The sequence below is a fragment of the Micromonospora inyonensis genome, assembly GCF_900091415.1.
GTDB classification, from domain to species: Bacteria; Actinomycetota; Actinomycetes; order Mycobacteriales; family Micromonosporaceae; genus Micromonospora; species Micromonospora inyonensis.
On the sequence record NZ_FMHU01000002.1, the window covers coordinates 253,730 to 273,740 of the forward strand.

At 73.4% G+C, this 20,011-nt stretch carries 18 protein-coding genes and 1 pseudogene; 7 read left to right on the forward strand and 12 right to left on the reverse strand.

Annotation, left to right across the window (positions count from 1 at the left end):
- The first annotated feature begins 160 nt into the window (after positions 1 to 160).
- Positions 161 to 664, forward strand: coding sequence for a DUF6328 family protein (locus tag GA0074694_RS16260; protein WP_091459509.1), 504 nt, complete (start codon positions 161 to 163; stop codon positions 662 to 664).
- Positions 665 to 715: 51 nt separating this feature from the next.
- Here the strand turns inward: GA0074694_RS16260 and GA0074694_RS31695 are convergent, their stop codons facing one another.
- The 8 genes from GA0074694_RS31695 to GA0074694_RS16295 form a co-directional block, all read right to left on the reverse strand.
- On the reverse strand, positions 716 to 883 hold the full coding sequence (locus tag GA0074694_RS31695) for a hypothetical protein (protein ID WP_176737968.1): 168 nt from the start codon (positions 881 to 883) through the stop codon (positions 716 to 718).
- A gap of 9 nt (positions 884 to 892) precedes the next feature.
- Positions 893 to 1,426, reverse strand: coding sequence for a hypothetical protein (locus tag GA0074694_RS16265; RefSeq protein ID WP_245714770.1), 534 nt, complete (start codon positions 1,424 to 1,426; stop codon positions 893 to 895).
- A 170-nt stretch (positions 1,427 to 1,596) separates the two neighbouring features.
- Complete coding sequence (locus GA0074694_RS16270; protein ID WP_091459510.1) at positions 1,597 to 1,998, reverse strand: Fur family transcriptional regulator; 402 nt, start codon at positions 1,996 to 1,998, stop codon at positions 1,597 to 1,599.
- A gap of 67 nt (positions 1,999 to 2,065) precedes the next feature.
- Positions 2,066 to 2,365 (reverse strand): ArsR/SmtB family transcription factor, encoded by a 300-nt coding sequence (locus GA0074694_RS16275; RefSeq protein ID WP_091459511.1) that lies wholly within the window; start codon positions 2,363 to 2,365, stop codon positions 2,066 to 2,068.
- Between the two features lie 43 nt (positions 2,366 to 2,408).
- Positions 2,409 to 3,275 (reverse strand): metal ABC transporter permease, encoded by an 867-nt coding sequence (locus tag GA0074694_RS16280; RefSeq protein WP_091463308.1) that lies wholly within the window; start codon positions 3,273 to 3,275, stop codon positions 2,409 to 2,411.
- Complete coding sequence (locus tag GA0074694_RS16285; RefSeq protein ID WP_091459512.1) at positions 3,272 to 4,036, reverse strand: metal ABC transporter ATP-binding protein; 765 nt, start codon at positions 4,034 to 4,036, stop codon at positions 3,272 to 3,274. Before GA0074694_RS16285 ends, GA0074694_RS16280 begins: the two co-directional genes overlap by 4 nt.
- Positions 4,033 to 5,013 carry a metal ABC transporter substrate-binding protein gene (locus GA0074694_RS16290; RefSeq protein WP_091459513.1) on the reverse strand — a complete coding sequence of 327 codons (981 nt, stop codon included), beginning with the start codon at positions 5,011 to 5,013 and terminating at the stop codon, positions 4,033 to 4,035. The genes GA0074694_RS16285 and GA0074694_RS16290 overlap by 4 nt, the downstream gene beginning before the upstream one ends.
- Before the next feature lie 255 nt (positions 5,014 to 5,268).
- A complete protein-coding gene (locus tag GA0074694_RS16295; protein ID WP_091459514.1) occupies positions 5,269 to 5,526 on the reverse strand; it encodes a DUF6703 family protein in 258 nt (85 codons plus the stop codon).
- Between the two features lie 28 nt (positions 5,527 to 5,554).
- Here GA0074694_RS16295 and GA0074694_RS16300 point away from each other — a divergent pair, with 28 nt between their 5' ends.
- The 3 genes from GA0074694_RS16300 (at position 5,555) to GA0074694_RS16310 (ending at position 8,044) form a co-directional block, all read left to right on the forward strand.
- Positions 5,555 to 5,896 (forward strand): antibiotic biosynthesis monooxygenase family protein, encoded by a 342-nt coding sequence (locus tag GA0074694_RS16300; protein WP_091459515.1) that lies wholly within the window; start codon positions 5,555 to 5,557, stop codon positions 5,894 to 5,896.
- Between the two features lie 24 nt (positions 5,897 to 5,920).
- Positions 5,921 to 6,463, forward strand: a complete 543-nt coding sequence (locus tag GA0074694_RS16305; protein WP_245714771.1) for a hypothetical protein — start codon at positions 5,921 to 5,923, stop codon at positions 6,461 to 6,463.
- Positions 6,464 to 6,664: 201 nt separating this feature from the next.
- Positions 6,665 to 8,044 carry a glycine--tRNA ligase gene (locus tag GA0074694_RS16310; RefSeq protein ID WP_091459516.1) on the forward strand — a complete coding sequence of 460 codons (1,380 nt, stop codon included), beginning with the start codon at positions 6,665 to 6,667 and terminating at the stop codon, positions 8,042 to 8,044.
- A gap of 192 nt (positions 8,045 to 8,236) precedes the next feature.
- On the opposite strand, the gene GA0074694_RS16315 is transcribed toward GA0074694_RS16310, so the two are convergent.
- A complete protein-coding gene (locus GA0074694_RS16315) occupies positions 8,237 to 9,190 on the reverse strand; it encodes a hypothetical protein (RefSeq protein WP_091459517.1) in 954 nt (317 codons plus the stop codon).
- Between the two features lie 211 nt (positions 9,191 to 9,401).
- On the opposite strand from GA0074694_RS16315, the gene dusB reads away from it, so the two are divergent.
- The gene (dusB, locus tag GA0074694_RS16320) at positions 9,402 to 10,568 is read left to right on the forward strand and encodes a tRNA dihydrouridine synthase DusB (RefSeq protein WP_091459518.1); all 1,167 of its coding nucleotides are present in this window, start codon (positions 9,402 to 9,404) and stop codon (positions 10,566 to 10,568) included.
- A 45-nt stretch (positions 10,569 to 10,613) separates the two neighbouring features.
- On the opposite strand, the gene GA0074694_RS16325 is transcribed toward dusB, so the two are convergent.
- Positions 10,614 to 13,532, reverse strand: a complete 2,919-nt coding sequence (locus tag GA0074694_RS16325) for an AfsR/SARP family transcriptional regulator (protein ID WP_091459519.1) — start codon at positions 13,530 to 13,532, stop codon at positions 10,614 to 10,616.
- Between the two features lie 209 nt (positions 13,533 to 13,741).
- Between GA0074694_RS16325 and GA0074694_RS16330 the strand changes: the two genes are divergently transcribed.
- Positions 13,742 to 14,710, forward strand: a complete 969-nt coding sequence (locus GA0074694_RS16330; RefSeq protein WP_281190063.1) for a response regulator — start codon at positions 13,742 to 13,744, stop codon at positions 14,708 to 14,710.
- On the opposite strand, the pseudogene GA0074694_RS16335 reads toward GA0074694_RS16330, so the two are convergent.
- Positions 14,641 to 16,215, reverse strand: a pseudogene (locus GA0074694_RS16335) (beta-N-acetylhexosaminidase); the annotation flags it as partial. The gene GA0074694_RS16330 and the pseudogene GA0074694_RS16335 sit on opposite strands and share 70 nt — an antisense overlap.
- Positions 16,216 to 16,530: 315 nt before the next feature.
- On the opposite strand from GA0074694_RS16335, the gene ppdK reads away from it, so the two are divergent.
- On the forward strand, positions 16,531 to 19,266 hold the full coding sequence (gene ppdK, locus GA0074694_RS16340) for a pyruvate, phosphate dikinase (RefSeq protein ID WP_091463312.1): 2,736 nt from the start codon (positions 16,531 to 16,533) through the stop codon (positions 19,264 to 19,266).
- A 54-nt stretch (positions 19,267 to 19,320) separates the two neighbouring features.
- Here ppdK and GA0074694_RS16345 read toward each other — a convergent pair whose 3' ends face one another.
- Positions 19,321 to 19,821: a roadblock/LC7 domain-containing protein gene (locus GA0074694_RS16345; RefSeq protein ID WP_176737969.1), complete on the reverse strand. Its 501-nt coding sequence runs from the start codon at positions 19,819 to 19,821 to the stop codon at positions 19,321 to 19,323.
- Positions 19,822 to 20,011 lie beyond the last annotated feature (190 nt).

The window sequence follows — 20,011 nt, forward strand, 5'->3', positions numbered from 1 at the left end:
CGGATCGCGGGCGCTGTCCCACGGTGTCCCGGTCCTGCCGTCGGGGTCCGGAAGCGGACAGGTGAATGCGTTTCGCGGCGCGCGGCACGGGGCAATCGCTGTGCTGCCGGCGGCGCGGGACGTACCGCCGGTTCTCAGTCCCCGGTGCGGAGGTGGCGGTTTGTCCAAGGAGACCGAACGGCAGCGTTGGCAGCGCAACTTCGCCGACCTGTTGCAGGAGCTGCGGGTCGCCCAGACCGGGGTGCAGATCCTTTTCGCCTTCCTGCTCACCCTTCCCTTCAGTGCCGGCTTCACCCGGACGACCGGCTTCCAGAAGGACGTCTACGTCGTCGCGCTCCTCTCCGCCGCCGCCGCCACCGCGATGATTATCTCGCCGGTGGCGTTCCACCGGGCGCTGTTCCGCCAGGGACGCAAACCGGAGCTGGTCCGCTTCGCGCACCGGATGGCCAGCGGTGGCCTCGCCTTCATGCTGGTCTCGATGGTCAGCGCGGTGCTGTTGATCACCGACTTCATCCTGAACCGGGGCGTCGCCTTCGTCCTGAGCGCGGCCACCGGCCTGTGGTTCCTGACCTTCTGGGTGATCCTGCCGTTCGCGCGGCGCAACTGGGGTGAGGACGACCTCGACGACGAGGACGACGATCCGCCCTCGGGCCAGGGCGACTGAGGACCAGCCGCCGAACCCCACCGATTGCCGCGGGGCACGGTGGGGGCCCGGTCAGCGGTTGACCGCCCAGACCAGCACGGCCACCAGGATGACCGCGTTGAGCACGCCGAGCACCACGTACGCGGTGGAGGGCATCTTCTGCCCGCGCCGGGCGAGACTCATCAGGTAGCCGGCGTAGCCGAACAGCAGCAGGGCCATGACGATCAGGAAGTAGAGCACCGGTCGACCTTAGCGGTCCGCCCGCAGGCCGAGTTCACGCAGTTCCAGCGCGGCCAGCGCGTCGACGGTGGCCGGGTCGCCACGCCGCCACGCCTCGGCCACGTCCGGCGCGATCCGGGTGAGCCGCCCCAGCGGCTGCCCGGCCAGCGCCCGCAGGGCGAGCAGGTCCCGGCCGGCGGGCATGGACCGCAGGGCCGCCGCCGCGCCGGCCCGACGCATCCAGCGCAGCCGCAGCGGCAGCCAGCCGAACAGGACCAGGCCGAGCGGGAACACCAGCACCGCCACGGCCAGGGCCAGGGCCAGCTGGTCGACCAGTTCCTGCTGGTCGCGGCCGGCCTCGGCGACCGCCCGGGCGGCCTCGGCGGCCCGCTCGAACGGCGTGGTCAACTCGTCGCCGACCAGCGGAACCCGGCCGATCGTGCCGCCGGCGTCGGCCAGGTTGTCGGCCAGGCCGCCACCGGCGGACTCCAGCTTCCTCCCGGGTACGGCGAGCCGCTGCACCAGGTCGTGCAGCCACATCGCGCCCCGGATCGCGGCGTACACCTAGGCCACGACGAGCAGATCGGTGACGAGTTGACGGATGGCGGTGGGAAAACGATCGGCGTAGATCCTCACGCCGCACAGCGTGCCACGCGGCACCCGCCACCGCCGACCGGGCAGCCTGGCGCCGCGCCGTCCGCCGCAGGACCGCAGCGGACGACGTACCCCGGCGGTCAGCCGGCGGCGCAGGACGGGCAGGTGCCGAAGATCTCCAGCGTGTGGCTGACGTCGGAGTAGCCGTGCTGGGCGGCCACCCGCTCGGCCCAGGTCTCCACGGCCGGGCCGGCGACCTCCACCGTGCGCCCACAGGAGCGGCAGACCAGGTGGTGGTGGTGTCCCTCGCTGCACCGTCGGTAGAGGTGCTCACCGCCCGGCGGGCGCATCACGTCGATCTCGCCCGCGTCGGCCAGCCCCTGCAACGTCCGGTAGACGGTGGTGAGGCCGACCCGCTCGCCCCGTTCACGGAGCATCGCGTGCAGGTCCTGCGCGCTGTGGAAGCCCTCCACCTCGGCGAGCAGCGCGCTGACCGCCGTACGCTGCCGGGTGTTGCGCACGGCCGTACCGCTCTCGCTCACGCCACCGCCTCCCTCACACCGACCCCTACGCGGGGCCCGGCCCCGACGGTCCGCTCGCTCTGGTCGCTCATGTCCCCTCCCCGGCGTGGCTGACCGCGTCCGCCACGATGTGCGCGACGTGCTCGTCGACCAGGGTGTAGGCGATCTCCCGGCCACGCCGGGAACCCCGCACCACACCGGCCCCGCGCAGCACCCGGAGGTGCTGGGAGACCAGAGGTTGCGTGGCGCCGAGTTTCTCCACCAGCTCGTGGACGCAGCGTTCACCCTGGGCGAGCTCGCTGACGATGGCCAGCCGGATCGGCGCGGAGAGGGCGCGCAGCAGGTCTCCCGCGCCCTCGTACGCGTCGTAGCCGTTGGTGCTGGTCACCCTGCAACGGTAACCAATGCCGGCACGCCTCGGGCGATCAGGATCAGCGCAGCACCACCTCGTGCGGCTCCGTCGGGGCGGGCGCGGCCGGGGTACGCCGTCGGAGCACCGTCCGCCAGACCGCCGCGCCGACCGCGACGACGAGGAAGGAGGCTATCGCGAGCACCACCACGGACGCGCCCGGGGCCGTGTCCGCGACCGCCGCCACCCAGACCCCACTGCCGGCGGCCAGCAGGCCGACCGCCATCGCCATCGCCATCGTGCTGCGGAAACCCCGGGTGACCTGCTGCGCGGTGGCCACCGGGACGACCATCAGCGCGCTGATCAGCAGGACGCCCACCGCCCGCATGGCGATCGTGACGGTCACCGCCGTGGTCACCGCCAGCAGCAGGTTGAGCGTACGGACCGGCAGGCCGGAGACCCGGGCGTACTCCTCGTCGTGGCAGACCGCGAAGAGGGCGGGGCGCAACGCGACCATGGTGACCAGCACCGCCACCCCGAGCACCGCGATGGTGACCAGGTCGGTGCGGGAGGTGGTGGTCAGCGCGCCGAACAGGTACGCGTTGAGGTTGGCGTTGCTCGCGTCGGAGAGCCCGACCAGCATCACGCCACCGGCGATGCCGCCGTAGAAGAGCAGCGCCAGGGCCAGGTCGCCGGAGGTGCGGCCGCGTTCCCGGACCAGCTCGATGACGACCGCACCGAGGGCGGCGGCGACCACCGCCATGAGCACGGGTGACTGGTTGAACAGCAAACCGGCCCCGACCCCGGTCAGTGCCACGTGGCCGATCCCGTCGCCGATCAGCGCCAGCCGTCGCTGCACCAGGTAGATGCCGAGCGACGGGGCGGCGAGACCGATGATCAGCGCGCCGACCAGGGCGCGGAGCATGAAGTCGTACTGGAAGAGGCTCACGGCGTGCTCCACAGCCCGGCGGGCTCCTCGGGACCGTGCGGGTGCACGTGGTCGTGGTCGGGATCCGCGTGGTGACCGGCCGGCTCCGGGACCGCGCCGTCGTGCGCGATGCCGCCCTGGTGGACGACCACCGCCCGGCTGATCAGCGGACGCAGCGGACCCAGCTCGTGGGCGACCAGCACCACCGTGCCGCCGCCGTCGACGAACCCCCGCAGCGCCTCGGCGAAGGCCTCCTGGCTGACCGCGTCGACCCCGGCGGTCGGCTCGTCGAGGACCAGCAGTTCCGGTGCTCCGGCCAGCGCCCGCGCGATCAGGGTCCGCTGCTGCTGCCCGCCGGAAAGGGTCGCCACCGGATCACCGGCCCGGTCGGCGAGCCCCACCGCGCGCAGCGCCTCGGCGACCGCCGCCCGGTCGGCCCGACCGGCCGGCCGCAGGACGCCCCGCCGGGCCAGCCGGCCGGAGGCGACGACCTCGGCCACCGTCGCCGGTACGCCACTGCCGGCCCCGAGCCGCTGCGGGACGTACCCGATGCGGTGCCACTGCCGGAAGCGGCGCAGCGGGGTGCCGAAGAGGGTGACCTGCCCGGCGCTGAGCGGTACCAGGCCGAGGACCGCGCGGATCAGGGTGGACTTGCCGGAGCCGTTGGCCCCCAGCACGGCGACGACCTCACCGGCGGAGACCGCCAGCGAGACGTCACGGAGCACGGGTCGGCCGTCGTAGCCGACCACCCCGTGCTCCACGTTCACGACGGGTTCGCTCACGAGCAGCCCAATGCCGTCCGCAGGTTCTCCAGGTTGCTGCGCATCACCGAAAAATAGTCCCCACCGGTGTTGTCGGCGGAGAGACCCTCGATCGGGTCCAGCACCGCGGTCTTCGCCCCGACCTCCTTGGCGATGGTCTCGGCGACCTTCGGGCTGACCAGCTCCTCGAAGAAGATGGTGGTGGCCTTGTGCTCGCGGGCCTCCTCGGTGACCTCCGCGAGGCGCTGCGGGGACGGCTCGTTCTCCGGGCTCAGGCCGGAGATGCCGATCTGCTCCAGCTGGTAGCGCTCGGTGAGGTAGCCGAAGGCGGTGTGGCTGACCACGATCTCCCGCCGCTGGCAGGTCTTCAGGCCCTGGGTGAACTCGGCGTCCAGCTTCTCCAGCTCGGTGCGGAGCGTCTTCGCCCGGGTGGTGTAGTCGGCGGCGCGGTCCGGGTCGGCCTTGCCGAGCCGCTCGGCGAGCTTGTCGGCGATGGTGGCCAGCCGGGTCGGGTCGAGCCAGACGTGCGGGTCCTTGGCGCCGTCCTTCTCCCCGGCGGGCTCCTCCTTCTCCTCCTCGTGGCCCTCCTCGCCCTCGTGGCCGTGGTCGTGTCCGCCCGCCGCGGCGTCCAGGAGCGGCTGCACGGTGGTCACGTCGAACGTCCGGTCCCCGCCGTTCTGCTCGACCGCCTCGTCCACGGCCGGCTGGAAGCCCTTGAGGTAGACGACCAGCTCAGCCTCGCTGACCTGGCCGACCTGCCCCGGGTTCAACTCCAGGTCGTGCGGCTCCGCGCCGGGCTTCGCCAGGTTGACCACGGTGACCGCGTCCCCACCGACCCGCTCGCTGACGAACTGAAGGGGGTAGAACGCGGCCACCACGTCGACCCGCTGCGGGTCGGCGCCGGCCACCTCGTCGGAGGAGCAGGCCGAGACGGCACCGAGAGCGAGCAGGGCGGAGGAAGCGGCGGCCAGGACACGCGACGTGGGACGGCTGTTCATGTTCCCCACCTTCCGCTGCAACGACAATGATTGTCAAAAACGCATGCTTGCATGTGAGCGCCGTCAAGTCGCCGCAGGCCGGGTGCGGTGGAAGGAGGGGTGCGGTGGAAGGAGGGGTCCCCTGTTACCGCTTTTTGATGAGGAAGGGCCCCCTGCAACCACCTGGGGCGGGCGCGATGGGGCGCGGTGCGGGTGCGGTGCGGGGGCGGCGCTGGCTGTGGGCGCGGTGCGGGGGCGGTGCGCGCTGTGGGTGGGTCAGAGCAGCTTGGCGAGCGCGACGCCGACCAGCAGGGTGAGCATCAGCAGCCGGATCAGCCGGGTCGTCGGGGTCTGCACCGGCCAGGTCAGCCGCAGCAGGGCCACCAGCGCGGCGGCCAGCAGCAGGAGCGGCAACCCGCCGACGACGCCCGGCGTGAGCAGGCCCACCAGCACCAGCGCGAGCGCGGCCAGGAACACCCCGGTCGGATTCACCCGGGACAGGCGGGCCAGCAGGGGGCTCTGCGTACGCTGCATCCCACAGACTCTACGAGGAGGACGCCCGGTGCTCGTCACCAACCGGTTCGTGGTCGACGAAGACGTCGCCCCCACCTTCACCGAGCGGGCGCACGCCGCCCTCGCCGCGCTCGCCGCCCGCCCCGGTTACCTGCGCGGGGAACTGCTGCGCGCCCTCGACGACCCCCGCTACTGGTGCCTGGTCACCGAATGGGAGTCGGTGGGGGCGTACCGGCGGGCCCTGGGCGGCTTCGACGTCAAGGTCCACGCCACCCCGCTGCTGGCCGAGTCCGTCGACGAGCCATCGGCGTACGAGACGCTGGCCAGTGCCGGGCCGGACGGCGCGGTGACGATCTCCACGAGCGATCGGGCCGCTGGTCCGTACCGCTGACACCCGGGCACTACCCTCTCCGGTATGACCGCACCCGGACCGGCCGCCCCGTCGCCGTACCCCGTGCTCCCCGACGGGCCGGAGGGGAACGGCGTACCCGCACCACCGGCCGGCCCCGGGGTCGCCCCGCCGTTCGCCGCGCCGCCCACCGAGGGGCGCAGCGTCCGGATGTGGCTCGGCCTCGGTGCTGGGGGGCTCGCCCTGCTGCTCTGCTGCGGCGGCGGGACGGCGACCCTGGTCGGGTTGGCGGTGGCCGGCACCCAGGCACTGGACGAGCAGGGCCGCGCGGTCACCGGCGACTACTACCGGGCGCTCGTCGACGACCGGTACGCCGAGGCGTACGACCTGCTCTGCCGCGACCTCAAGGAGCGGGAGTCCCGGGCGGAGTTCGAGCGGCGGGTGACCGCCGAACCGGCCATCACCTCCTACCGGGTCGGTGGTGTCGACCTGAACGACCTCACCGTCCCGGTCGACGTGGTCCTCGACGGGGGCGGCCGGGAGACCCAGCGGGTGACCCTGGCGCAGAGCAGCTCCACCGGTCAGCTCGAGGTCTGCGGGGTCAGCTGACCGGGGCGGGACGGGCGGACGTGACCGGCCCACCGCGACGTACGCCGTGACCAGCGGCGCCGGGACCGGCCCGCCACGCGGGCGGACAGCTCACCGGGAGTATCCTGCTGGGCTCGGGGCGGTGGTGGCCGTACCGTAGTCCCGAACCTGTCCGGAATCTCCCTGTGTCCCCGCCGACCGCCAGCCGGCGTAGGAGGAAACATGTCCGCCGACCGTATCGACGCCGTCGTCAGCCTCGCCAAGCGCCGGGGCTTCGTCTTCCCCTCCAGTGAGATCTACGGGGGTACCCGGTCGGCGTGGGACTACGGTCCGCTCGGCGTGGAACTCAAGGAGAACGTCCGCCGGCAGTGGTGGAAGACCATGGTCCAGCAGCGCGACGACGTGGTCGGTCTCGACTCGGCGGTGATCCTGGCCCGCGACGTCTGGGCCGCCTCCGGCCACCTCGACGCCTTCGTGGACCCGCTGACCGAGTGCCAGTCCTGCCACAAGCGGTTCCGGGCGGACCACCTGGAGGAGGCGTACGAGGCCAAGCACGGCAAGCCGCCGGCCTCCCTGTCCGAGCTGAACTGCCCCAACTGCGGCAACAAGGGCACCTTCACCGAGCCGAAGATGTTCAACGGCCTGATGAAGACCTACCTCGGCCCGGTGGAGAGCGACGAGGGCATGCACTACCTGCGCCCGGAGACCGCCCAGGGCATCTTCGTCAACTACAACAACGTGGCGACCACGGCCCGCAAGAAGCCGCCGTTCGGCATCGCGCAGACCGGCAAGTCGTTCCGCAACGAGATCACCCCGGGCAACTTCATCTTCCGTACGCGCGAGTTCGAGCAGATGGAGATGGAGTTCTTCGTCGAGCCAGGCACCGACGAGCAGTGGCACGAGTACTGGCTCGCCGAGCGCTGGAATTGGTACGTCGACCTCGGCCTCTCCGAGGGGAACATGCGCTTCTACGAGCACCCGAAGGAAAAGCTCTCGCACTACTCGAAGCGGACCGTCGACATCGAGTACCGCTTCCGCTTCGGCGGCACGGAGTTCGCCGAGCTGGAGGGTGTGGCCAACCGGACCGACTTCGACCTCTCCACGCACAGCAAGCACTCCGGCGTCGACCTGTCCTACTTCGACCAGACCAAGGGCGAGCGCTGGGTCCCGTACGTGATCGAGCCGGCCGCCGGCCTCACCCGGGCGGTGCTCGCCTTCCTGCTCGAGGCGTACGACGAGGACGAGGCCCCGAACACCAAGGGCGGGGTGGACAAGCGTACGGTGATGCGCTTCGATCCCCGGCTGGCCCCGGTGAAGGTGGCCGTGCTGCCGCTGTCGCGCAACGAGGCGCTCTCCCCGAAGGCCCGGGGCCTCGCCGCCACCCTGCGCAAGCGCTGGGTGGTCGAGTTCGACGACTCGCAGGCGATCGGCCGCCGCTACCGCCGCCAGGACGAGATCGGCACCCCGTTCTGCGTCACCGTCGACTTCGACACCCTCGACGACGACGCGGTGACCATCCGGGACCGGGACACCATGACCCAGGAACGCGTCTCCCTCGACCAGGTCGAGCGCTATCTGATCGAGCGCCTCCCCGGCTGCTGAGCGGCTTCGGCGGCTGCTGCGTTGGTTGGTAGCAGGGGACCCTTGTTACCGCTTTTTGCGGAGCAGGGGTCCCTTGCAGACACCTGGGACGCCGGGTGTCGCGGTGCGACGGTGGCGGGGTGCGGCGGTGCGGCGGTGCGGCGGTGGCGGTGGCGGGGTGTGGCCGTGCGGCGGGGTTTTCGCGGGGAGGCGTCACCGGGCTGGCGACACCACGACTCCGACGCTTGCGCCCAGCCCACGTCGGGAGCGGTAGGCGTCCTCGACGGTTCGCCGCACCTGCTCCGGCTCACCACGGATCTGCGCCGGGGTGAAGTGCAGGACGAGGATGCCGTGCCGACCCAGTTCGTTGTGCCGGCGCATCGTCCGGGCCCAGTCGTCGGGCGAGAAGTGGAACTCCCGGGAGTCCACCTCCAGAGCCACCGCGGCATCGTCGAGGTACCCGTCGGGCGTGGGTAGCACGCCGCCGTCCGTGGTCCGCAGCTGCGGATTCCAGTGGATTGCCGGCAGCACCCGGCTGGCACCGAGGCACTGCCGCAGCTCCGCCTCGGGCGCGGACCGCGCACCGGCGACGACTTCCGCGAACGCCCGCCGCACCAGGGCGGTGCTGCTTCGCCGGGCGCGACGGATCTCCTCGTCGAGGGAGTTCAAGTCGGTGAACTCCCGCTGGATCGCCTCGGTGACGATGGCCCGTACCGGCCGGATCTGCCGCAGGCAGCGGGCGGCGTCCACCACCGCCCGGGCGGGCGAACAGACCGGATAGAGCCGGGTGCGCCGGGCCCGCGCGTCCAGGGTGAGCGCACGGGTGATCACCACGTGACCGGTCGAGCGTCGCCGTGCGTGGTGCGGCACCACCAGGTGGACGTCCGGCGTCCGGGGACCCTGGCGGAAGCCGTACCAGATCAGTGCGGCCAGGCCGGTGACCTGGGCGTCCGGTCCCGCGTAGAGCGCTGCGGCGATCAGCCGTTGCTCGTCGGTCAACGTTCCGGTGACCAGCGCGTAGGTGGCCGGGAGCACGCGTTGCCAGATGCCCCGCTTGGCCTGGCGGCACATGTGGTTGTCGGCGAACCCGGCGGCGAGCAGTTGCGCCCGGGTGACGATCTGGTGCTGGACTCGTGCGGTCTCTTCGAGGGTGTGGCGCTGGCTCATGGCGGCAGGGTGCCTGCCGGGCCGGCGCTCCGTCCGCCCCGTCGGCCCCGGCTGTGGACAACCGGGCCTCCTGTGGACGACCACCGCCCACCGCCCACCGTGTGCTATGCGGCCCTGTCCTGCGGCGTGTGGCGTGCCCGCCTGAGGTGGTTGCAGGGGGCCCTTGCTACACAGAAAGCGGTAACAGGGGACCCCTCCTTACACTTGAGCGGTGAGTGGAGCAGGGGTGTCGGGTGGGTTGCGGCTGGGGCGGCACGAGGTGTGGCCGCCGGTGGTGCTCGCGCCGATGGCCGGCATCACCAATGTCGGCTTCCGCCGGCTCTGTCGGGAACAGGGCGGTGGCATCTACGTCTGCGAGATGATCACCACCACGGCCCTGGTGGAGCGGAACCCGAAGACGCTGCGCATGATCGCCTTCGGACCCGAGGAGCGGCCGCGCAGCCTCCAGCTCTACGGCACCGACCCGGAGACCACCGCCGCGGCCGTGCGCATCGTGGTGGAGAAGGACCTCGCCGATCACATCGACCTCAACTTCGGCTGCCCGGTGCCGAAGGTTACCCGCCGGGGCGGCGGTGCGGCGTTGCCGTGGCGGCGTCGGCTCTTCGCCCGGCTGGTGAAGGCCGCCGTGGACGCCGCGTCACCCGCCGGGGTGCCGGTCACGGTCAAGATGCGCAAGGGCATCGACGACGACCACCTGACGTACGTGGAGGCGGGGCTGGCCGCCCAGGACGCCGGGGTCGCCTGGGTGGCCCTGCACGGGCGGACCGCCGCCCAGCGCTACTCCGGCACCGCCGACTGGGACGCCATCGCCATCCTCAAGCAGGCGCTCGACGTTCCGGTGCTCGGCAACGGCGACATCTGGGAGGCCGACGACGCGCTGCGGATGGTCGCCCACACCGGGGTCGACGGGGTGGTGGTCGGGCGCGGCTGCCTGGGGCGGCCGTGGCTTTTCGCCGACCTGCACGCCGCGTTCGACGGCCGGCCGGAACGGCGGCTGCCCACCCTCGGCGAGGTGGCGACGACCATGCGCCGCCACGCCGCACTGCTGGTGGAGCAGTTCACCGGCGGGTCGCGGACGCCGGCCCGGGGCGAGCGGGACGGGTGCACCGACTTCCGCAAGCACGTCGCCTGGTACCTGAAGGGCTTCCCGGTCGGCGGTGAGCTGCGCCGCTCCCTCGCCATGATCGAGAGCCTGGCGCAGCTCGACGACCTGCTGGGCAAGCTCGACCCGGCGGAGCCGTTCCCGCTTGGCGCACTCGGCCAGCCCCGGGGCCGGACCAACTCGCCGGGCAAGGTGTTCCTGCCGGACGGCTGGCTGGCCAGCCGGGACGACGACACCGTCCCCGAGGGCGCCGAACTGGCCGAGTCCGGCGGCTGAGGCGGGGTTCTGTCACCCGTCGGTCGGTTTCCGGGACGACTCCGGTCAGCTCGGCGGCAGGGGAGGATCGGCCAGCTGGTCGACGAAGGCGCGTACCGCCACCCGGTCCATCGTCTCCCCGAGCGCCCGGGCACGGGCGTACTCGGTCGGCGAGAGCGCGGAGACGACCGCGGCGACCTCGCGGGGGCTGTCGTACGGGTCCATCAGCTCGGGGGAGTAGCCGGCCCGACCCCCGATGCCCGCCACCGCGCCGAGCAGGACCGCGCCGTCGGCCGCGCGGCCGGTCATGCCGAGCGTCCCGGCGAGCAGGTGCAGGGCGGCCAGCCAGCCGGTCACGTCCTCCAGGTCGTCCAGTCCCCGGGTCGCGGTGAGCGCCGCCCGGTACGCGTCGTCGGCCGCCCCGGCGTCGGCCGCCACCTTCGCGCGGAACCAGTGCGAGGAGCTGACCGACCAGCGGTAGCCGATCCGGGTGCCGACCCGGATCGCCTCGTCCAGGGTCGCCGCGGCGGTCTCCAGGTCGCCCCGGGCGCGGGCCAGGTAGCCGTTGGTGGAGAGCGCCTCGGAGAGCAGCCAGTCCACCCCGGACCGGCGGGCGTGGCGTACCCCGTTCTCCCCGGCGACCGCCGCCTCGGCGATCCGGCCCCGCATCGCCAGGTGGTACGCCTGGTAGACGTAGGCGCGCGCGACGGGGGCGGGGTCGTCGGTGGTCAGGGCGAGGTCGAGCGCCGCCCGGTTGGCCGCCCCGCTCTCCTCCAACTGCCCGGCGAGGTAGAGCAGGGAGGCGAGCGCGGTCAGCGCCCGGGCCCGGTCGACCGGGGGCGCCCCGGCAGCGGCGTCGATGGTCTCCCGCAGCCAGCGGACGCCCTCCCGCAGGTGGCCCCGGTGGTACCAGTACCAGGACAGGTCGGTGGCCAGCCGCATACCGGCCAGCGGCTGGTCGGCGGCGAGGGCGAACGCCAGCGCGGCCCGGGTGTTGGCCTGCTCGGCCCCGAGGGTGCGGTACCAGCGCAGCGCGTCGGGCCCGCGCAACCCCTGGTCGGCGGCGCGCGCCAGACCCAGCGCCCAGTCCAGGTGACGGTGCCGCAGCCGGTCCCGGTCGGCCGGGTCGAGCAGCCGGTCGGCGTACTCGCGCAGGATCTCCAGCAGCCGGTACCGGCGCGGTGCCGCGCCGGCCGGGGTGCTGGCCACCAGCGAGCCGGTGACCAGACCGGTGAGCGGGGCCAGGACGTCCGCGCCCGCGCCGGCCACCACCTCGGCGGCGTCCAGGTCGAAGGTGCCGGCGAAGACGCTCAGCCGGGCGAACAGGTCCCGCTGGGCGTCGTCCAGCAGCCGGTAGCTGTTGTCGATGGTCCGGTCGAGGCTACGGTGCCGGTCCGGCAGGTCCGGGCGGGTGCTGGTGAAGGCCAGGGAACGGCCGAGCCGATCCAGGATCTGCGCCGGGGAGAGGACCGCCACCTGGGCGGCGGCCAACTCGACGGCGAGGGGCAGACCGTCCAGCCGGGCGCAGATCCGCGCCACGACCTCGTGATCCTCCGGGTCGCAGGTCCAGTCCGGGGCGACCGCGCCGGCCCGGTCCAGGAAGAGCTCCACCGCTGTCGGGTCGACCGGCAGCGGTGGCACCGGGAAGCGGCGCTCGCCCTTCACGCCGAGTGGGCGCTGACTGGTCGCGAGGACGCGTAGACCGGGCAGGTCGGTGAGGAGCCGCAGCACGACGTCGGCGAGCGTCCCGGTCAGGTGTTCGCAGTTGTCCAGCAGCAGCAGGACCTCGGCGTCACCGACGGTCGCCGCCACGGCGTCCAGTCCGGAGAGGACGGCCAGGCCGAACGCCTGCGCGACGGTCGCCTCCAGCAGGCCCGCGTCGTGCAGTCCGGCCAGTTCGATCACCTGTACCGGCTGGGGGAGCCGGCGGCAGACCTCCCGGGCGAGGCGGGTCTTCCCGCTGCCGCCCGGACCGGTCAGGGTGACCAGCCGATACGTCTGAAGCAGCCGCCGGACCTCGTCCAGCTCGCGGTCCCGCCCGACGAACCGGTCCAGGGGCAGCACCAGCCGGGACCGTGCCGGCGCGGGCGTCACCGGGCCGGCGGACGGGGGCGCGGTGGCGGGTACGGCTGACGGCGGCGCACCGGCCGGTCCGGCGGTCGGCGACGCGGTGGGTCCGGTCGGCGACACCGTCGGCGACGCGGTGGGTCCGGTCGGCGACACCGTCGACGGCGCGCTCGGTGTGGTGAGCAGCTCCGGATCCTGCCGCAGGATCGCCTGGGCGAGCGCGGCGAGGTCGTCGCCGGGGTCGAGGCCGAACTCGTCGACGAGCAGCCGCCGGGCCTCGTGGTACGTGGTCAGCGCCTCGCTCTGCCGGCCGTCCCGGTACAGCGCGAGCATGAGGTGCGCGACGCCCCGTTCCCGCAGGGGGTGGTCGGCGACGAGCGCGCGGGCCGCGGCGACGCCGCCGGTGACGTCCCCGAGGGCGAGCATCGCCTCGACCCGCGTCTCGGCGGCCACGAGCCGCAGCTCGCCGAGGCGGGCGATCTCGGACTGGGCGAAGGGCACGTCGGTCACGTCGAGCAGGGCCGGGCCACGCCAGAGCGCGAGCGCCTCCTCGACGGCCCGGTGACCGACGGAGGGGTTCCCGGCGGCCAGGGCCGCGCGCCCCTCGGCGAGGAGCCGCTCGAAGCGGTGCGCGTCGATCATGTCGGGGTCGGCGACGAGCCGGTAGCCGGCGGGGTGCCGGCACAGGGTGTCGGTCCCGAGCACCCGGCGCAGCCGGGACACGTACGTCTGGAGTGCGTTCCGCGCGCTCGGCGGTGGCTGCTCACCCCAGATCGCGTCGACGAGACCCTCCACCGAGACGATCCGGTTCGCCTCCAGCAGCAGCGCGGCGAGTGCCGCCCGCGGCTTGGGGCCGCCGATGGCGAGACTCCGCCCACCGTCGGTGACCTCGATCGGCCCCAGGATCCAGAACTCCACGGTCCCCCCTCACGGCCGTCGGCCGTCCCCGCCGGCGGTCACGTCGCACAGTCGCCGGCTCTAGTCCCGGACGCGTCGACGCCGTCGGATGGTTGCCAGGGCTCTGCACGCGGATTGCGAGTGATTTCTGACAGTCTCTGCCCGCACGTCCGGCTTCCCCCACCCCCGCCCGCCGGACCCGTACCACGTCCGTAGCACGAGATGGAGAGATGACCGTGATGGTGTCGCAGGTGAGCGCGGAGGTGCCGGCGTGGCCGGTGCCGGACGCGCCGGTGGGGGAGCCGCGAATCCGGCAGCGGCCGATCCGGCGGCGCACGGTGCGGGTCGGCCGTCCCGCTCTGGCCCGGCACCTGGCCGTCCTGCCGTCCTGCCCGGAGGACGCGGTCGGACCGGCGGCGGTCGGACCGGCGGCGGTCGGACCGGCGGCGGTCGGACCGGACCGGGCCCTGACCGGGGTGGGCGACCCGGCCGCCGCGGTCATCCGGGTGGTGGTGGTCGACGGTCATCCGGTGTTCCGGCTCGGCCTGGCGGCCCTGCTCGGCTCCCTGGCCGATCTGGGGGTGGTCGGCGCCACCGGCGATGTCGCCACCGCGCTCACCCTGGTGGACCGGCACCGCCCGGACGTGGTGGTCATCGACCCGCATCTCGGCGGCCGGGCCGGTGCCACGGCCGTCCGGGACGTCGTGGCCCGCCACCGGCGCACCGGTGTGCTGGTGGTGACGACGCTCGACGACGACGAGTCGGTGGTCGCCGCGCTCCGCGCCGGGGCCCGGGGCTATCTGCTCAAGGGAGCCGCCCCGGCCGAACTGGAGCGGGCGGTGCGGGCGGTGGCCAACGGCGAGGTGCTGCTCGGCCCCGGGATCGCCGGGCGGGCGGTGGGGCGGCTCACCGGCGAACGCGTGGCGGGTCCGCCGCCCCTGCCCGAGCTGACCGGACGCGAGCGGGAGGTGCTGGACCTGGTCGCCCAGGGGCTGACCAACGTGCTGGTCGCCCGGCGGCTGGGACTGAGCCCGAAGACCGTCCGCAACCACCTCTCCACGGTGCTGCACAAGCTCCAGGCCACCGACCGCAGCGAGGCCGTCCGCCGCGCCCGGCAGGCCGGGCTCGGTCAGCTCTCCGGGGTGCGGGGCGCGGGCACGGCGGCCACCGGCCAGGGCACCTCCGGGCTACGGTGGTAGCCGGCGCCGGCGGTCTCCCAGCGGGGACCCTGGGCGGCCAGCCGGCGACGGAACCCGGCCCAGTCGTGGGTGGCGCGCGGTGACCAGCCCAGCTCGGCCAGGGCGGGCAGCCGGGGGAGGAGCATGTACTCGAGTTCGGCGCGTGAGGTGACGTACTCCGTCCACAGGGGCGCGGCGACGCCGAGCACCGCCTCGGCCGGCACGTCGTCCAGGTAACCGGCGGGGTCCCAGTCGTACGCCCGGCGTACGTCGATGGCGCCGGCCCAGTCGTGCCCGACCGGGCTGTCCGGGGCGTACCGCATGTCGAGGTAGGTCCGGTCGGCCGGGGACATCAGCAACCGCGCGCCGCGCCGGACCGCGTCGGCGACCACCGGGTCGGTGGCGGTACGCCCCCAGTACTGGAGCACCCGGCCCGGCGAGTGCGGGGCCGGGGCGATCTGGTGCCAGCCCAGCACCGTCTTGCCGGTGTCGGCGACGATCCGCTGCACCCGGTCGACGAACCGGGCGTACGCGTCGGCCGGCACCTTGAACGCCTCGTCCCCGCCGACGTGCAGGTACGGCCCCGGGGTGAGCGCGGCGACCTCGCCGAGCACGTCGGCGACGAAGGAGTAGGTCAGCTCGCGGTCCGGGTCGAGGTAGCTGAAGCCGACCTCGGTGCCGGTGTACGGCGGCGGCGTCACCCCGTCCGGCGCGAGCCGTCCGTACGCGGTCAGCGCCGCGTGGGTGTGTCCGGGCAGGTCGATCTCCGGCACCACGGTGACGTGCCGCTCGGCCGCGTACCCGACGATCCGCCGGTAGTCGGCCTGGCTGTACCAGCCGCCGGGGCCGCCGCCGACCGCCGTGGCCCCGCCGATCTCGGCCAGGCGGGGCCAGGAGTCGATCGCGAGCCGCCAGCCCTGGTCGTCGGTGAGGTGCAGGTGCAGGTGGTTGAGCTTGTAGCGGGCCAGGTGGTCGACGACCCGCAGGACCTCGTCCACGCCGAAGAAGTGCCGGGCCACGTCGAGCATCGCGCCCCGGTGGCCGTACCGGGGGTGGTCGGCGATCGTCCCGCCGGGCAGCGACCAGGGCCCGGCCACCGGGGTCGGGCTCTCCACGGCGGCGGGGAGGAGCTGGCGCAGCGTCTGGACCCCGTGGCCGAGCCCGGCCGGGGTGGCGGCGGTGAGCCGTACCCCGGTGGGGGTGATGTCGAGCCGGTAGCCCTCGGGGCCGAGACCGGGGTCGGCCAGGGCCAGGGTCAGCGCGCCGGCCGCCGGGGCGGCCGGGTCGACGGTGACCGGCAGCGGGTGGCCGGTGGCCGGCCGGAGCAGCGTGGCGAGCCGGTCGGCCTCCGCGCGGGCCGCCGGCTCGGCGCGGATCACCGTGTCGGCGGTCAACGGGAAGTCCGCGCCGGGCTCCGGACGGACGCTGGCCGGCACGGGCAGCACGTCGCCCAGCGCGACCGGGGTAGTCCGGCCGGAGACGGAGGTGACGACGGGCGGGACCGGCGAGGGGGTGGTGGGCACGGGGACCTTCCCGGGGGCAGGGGGTGTAACCGCGACGCTTCTGGCAAACCCACCTCGGCCGAGGTGGGTGCGCCAAGCGTACGAGAGGACGGCTGAGCTGCGTGAACGTGCGCATGGAACCGTTCCCACCAACCCGTACGGACGCACACAGTCGTGATGACTGTGCCGATTGTCACCGGATGGTCCCCGTTACCCGCCCGGTCGCTTAACCTTCGCCCACCGGCGCCCTTCCACCCCGGATTACCGGCCGGTGACCTCGGGGTACATGGGCGACTGAACCTTCGTTAAGTGTCCGACGGCGTGCGCGTGGAGGGTCTGGTGGCAGTGCAGGGAACCGTGGAACGCAAGTACGTCTACGACTTCGCCGAGGGGAACAAGGACCTCAAGGACCTGCTCGGCGGCAAGGGGGCGAACCTGGCGGAGATGACCAACCTCGGTCTGCCCGTCCCGCCCGGCTTCACCATCACCACCGAGGCGTGCCAGGAGTACCTCACCACCGGCCGGGAGCCGGACGGCCTGGCCGACCAGGTCGCCGCCCACCTGGCGGCCCTGGAGCGGGCGATGGGCCGGCGTCTCGGCGACCCGGACGACCCGCTGCTGGTGTCGGTCCGTTCCGGGGCGAAGTTCTCCATGCCCGGCATGATGGAGACCGTCCTGAACGTCGGCCTCAACGACCGCAGCGTGGTCGGGTTGGCCCTGCAGGCCGCCGGCTCGGGGGGTCAGGTCGACTCGGCCGGCGCGGACCGGTTCGCGTGGGACTCGTACCGCCGGTTGATCCAGATGTTCGGCAAGACCGTCTGCGAGGTGCCGGGGGAGGAGTTCGAGCACGCCCTGGAGGACGTCAAGGGGGCCCGGGGCATCCGGGACGACGTCGACCTGGACGCCGACGACCTGCGCGGGCTGGTCGACGCGTACAAGAAGATCTTCCGCAAGCACACCGGCCGGGATTTCCCGCAGGAGCCGCGCGAGCAGCTCGACCTGGCCGTCCGAGCGGTCTTCGACTCCTGGCACGCCGAGCGGGCGGTGCTCTATCGGCGGCAGGAGCGCATCCCCGCCGACCTCGGCACGGCGGTCAACGTGGTCGCCATGGTCTTCGGCAACCTCGGTCCGGACTCCGGCACCGGGGTCGCCTTCACGCGGGACCCGGCCAGCGGCGCGCAGGGCATCTACGGCGACTACCTGGCCAACGCCCAGGGCGAGGACGTGGTCGCCGGTATCCGCAACACCATCCCGTTGCAGGAGCTGGAGCGGCTCGACAAGCGGTCGTACGACGAACTGCTCGACATCATGGCCCGGCTGGAACGGCACTACCGCGACCTGTGCGACATCGAGTTCACCATCGAGCGCGGCAAGCTCTGGATGCTCCAGACCCGGGTCGGCAAGCGCACCGCGGCGGCGGCCTTCGTCATCGCCGGGCAGCTCGTCGACGAGGGGCTCATCGACCTGGACGAGGCGGTGCACCGGGTGACCGGAGCGCAGCTCGCCCAGCTCATGTTCCCCCGCTTCCAGCTCGACCACGAGATCCAGCCGGTGGCCCGGGGCATCGGGGCGTCGCCGGGCGCCGCCGTCGGCCGGGTCGTCTTCACCTCAGCCCGCGCCGTCGAGCTGGCCGCCGGAGGGGAACGGGTGATCCTGGTCCGCCGGGAGACCAACCCGGACGACCTCGAGGGCATGATCGCCGCCCAGGGCGTCCTCACCTCCCGGGGCGGCAAGACCAGCCACGCGGCGGTGGTCGCCCGGGGCATGGGCAAGACCTGCGTCTCCGGCGCGGACGCGCTGGAGGTCGACGTCCCGGGGCGGCGGTTCTCCGTCGCGGGGCAGACCCTCACCGAAGGGGACGTCGTCTCCATCGACGGCACCACCGGGAACATCTTCCTCGGCGAGGTGCCGGTGATGCCGTCGGAGGTGGTGCAGTACTTCGAGGGGAGCCTTGACCCGGAGCACATCGACAACGCGCTGGTCCGCGCCGTGCACCGGATCATGACCCACGCCGACCAGCGTCGGCGGCTGGCCGTCCGGACGAACGCCGACACCGGCACGGACGCCGCCCGGGCGCGGCGCTTCGGGGCGCAGGGCATCGGGCTCTGCCGCACCGAGCACATGTTCCTCGGTGACCGGCGGGAACTGGTCGAGCGGCTGATCCTGGCCCGTACCGACGACGAACGGGAGCAGGCGCTCGCCGCGCTGCTGCCGTTGCAGCGGGCCGACTTCGTGGAGATCTTCCGCGAGATGGACGGGTTGCCGGTCACCGTACGGCTGATCGACCCGCCGCTGCACGAGTTCCTGCCCCCGCTGGAGCAGCTCGCGGTGAACGTCGCGGTGGCCCAGGAACGGGGCGAGGACGTGGCGCAGGAGGAGGCGCTGCTCGCCGCCGTACGGCGGATGCACGAGGAGAACCCGATGCTCGGCCTCCGGGGCGTCCGTCTCGGCCTGGTCATCCCCGGCCTGTTCGCGATGCAGGTCCGGGCGATCACGGAGGCGGCCGTGCAGTGTGCCCGCGACGGCGTCACCGCCCGGCCGGAGATCATGGTCCCGCTGGTCGGCGCGGTCCAGGAGCTGGAGACGGTACGTGCCGAGGCGGAGCGGATCATCGCCGAGGTGGTCGGGGGAAGCGGCGTCGAGGTGCTGATCGGCACCATGATCGAGGTGCCCCGGGCGGCGCTTACCGCCGGCCAGATCGCCGAGGCGGCGCAGTTCTTCTCCTTCGGCACCAACGACCTCACCCAGATGGGCTGGGGCTTCTCCCGGGACGACGTCGAGGGCGCGTTCTTCTGGCGTTACCTGGAGCTGGGCATCTTCGGCATCTCGCCGTTCGAGTCGATCGACCGGGACGGGGTGGGCCGGCTGGTCCGGATCGCCACCGAGGAGGGCCGGGCCGCCCGGCCGGACCTCAAGATCGGCGTCTGCGGCGAGCACGGCGGCGACCCGGACTCGGTGCACTTCTTCCACGAGGTGGGCCTGGACTACGTCTCCTGCTCGCCGTTCCGGGTGCCGGTCGCCCGGCTGGAGGCGGGTCGCGCCGCCGTGGAGACCACCGGCTCGGACAGCCGCTGACCTGCCCGGGACCGGTGGGGGCTCGCCCGTCCCCACCGGTCCACCGGCACCGGATCAGAACAGCGGGCGGGGCCAGCCGTCTTGGGCGCTGCGCTGACGCAGGTGGGTCGGGATCGTCGCCATCGGCGTGCGGACGGTCAACCGCCCGGGCGTGATCGGCGGCTGGGGTTCGTCGTATCCCCGTCGGTGGGCGTCGAAGACACCGCCGGTGCGCCGGGCCACCGCCCGTGCCTCCTCGTGCAGGGCCTCCGGGTCGGCGTCCGGGCCGGCGACCAGGGTGAGCAGCGCGTGCTCGCCGGCCGGGTAGATGGCCACCTGCCCGTCCGTCGTGCGGACCACGTGCTCGCGGAACTCGCCCCGGGTGGCCGCCTGGGCGACCCGCTGGCCGAGACCGAAACTGGCGGCGGCGAGCGCGGCGAGGTGGGCCGCCTCCGTCGCCGGCAGGTCGCTGGCGATCAACAGGCCGTCCGTGCCGGCCAGGACCGTGCCGCAGACCTCCGGCCGGTTCGACCGCAACCGGCGCAGCTCCGCGTCCATCAGGGTGCCAGCGTCCACGATCGCCCTCCCCAGGGTCGGTCCGACGCACCGGTCGGGTGACGCCGGTGACGTTCCGCTCCTGGGAAGCTACCGCCGGCCACGGAAGGCCGCGATCCCATAACGGGCCGCGATCGGTCCGCAACTCAGGTCCGATCGGTCGATGTGCCGTCCGCCGAACGGCAGTGCACCCGGACCGGGCCGGTGATCC

Bases quoted from the DNA above. Each gene is read 5' to 3' on its own strand.
- GA0074694_RS16315 (WP_091459517.1), bottom strand. From the start codon at position 9,190: ATGAGCCAGCGCCACACCCTCGAAGAGACCGCACGAGTCCAGCACCAG.
- GA0074694_RS16330 (WP_281190063.1), top strand. From the start codon at position 13,742: ATGACCGTGATGGTGTCGCAGGTGAGCGCGGAGGTGCCGGCGTGGCCG.
- GA0074694_RS16310 (WP_091459516.1), top strand. From the start codon at position 6,665: ATGTCCGCCGACCGTATCGACGCCGTCGTCAGCCTCGCCAAGCGCCGG.
- GA0074694_RS16295 (WP_091459514.1), bottom strand. From the start codon at position 5,526: ATGCAGCGTACGCAGAGCCCCCTGCTGGCCCGCCTGTCCCGGGTGAAT.
- GA0074694_RS16290 (WP_091459513.1), bottom strand. From the start codon at position 5,013: ATGAACAGCCGTCCCACGTCGCGTGTCCTGGCCGCCGCTTCCTCCGCC.
- GA0074694_RS16305 (WP_245714771.1), top strand. From the start codon at position 5,921: ATGACCGCACCCGGACCGGCCGCCCCGTCGCCGTACCCCGTGCTCCCC.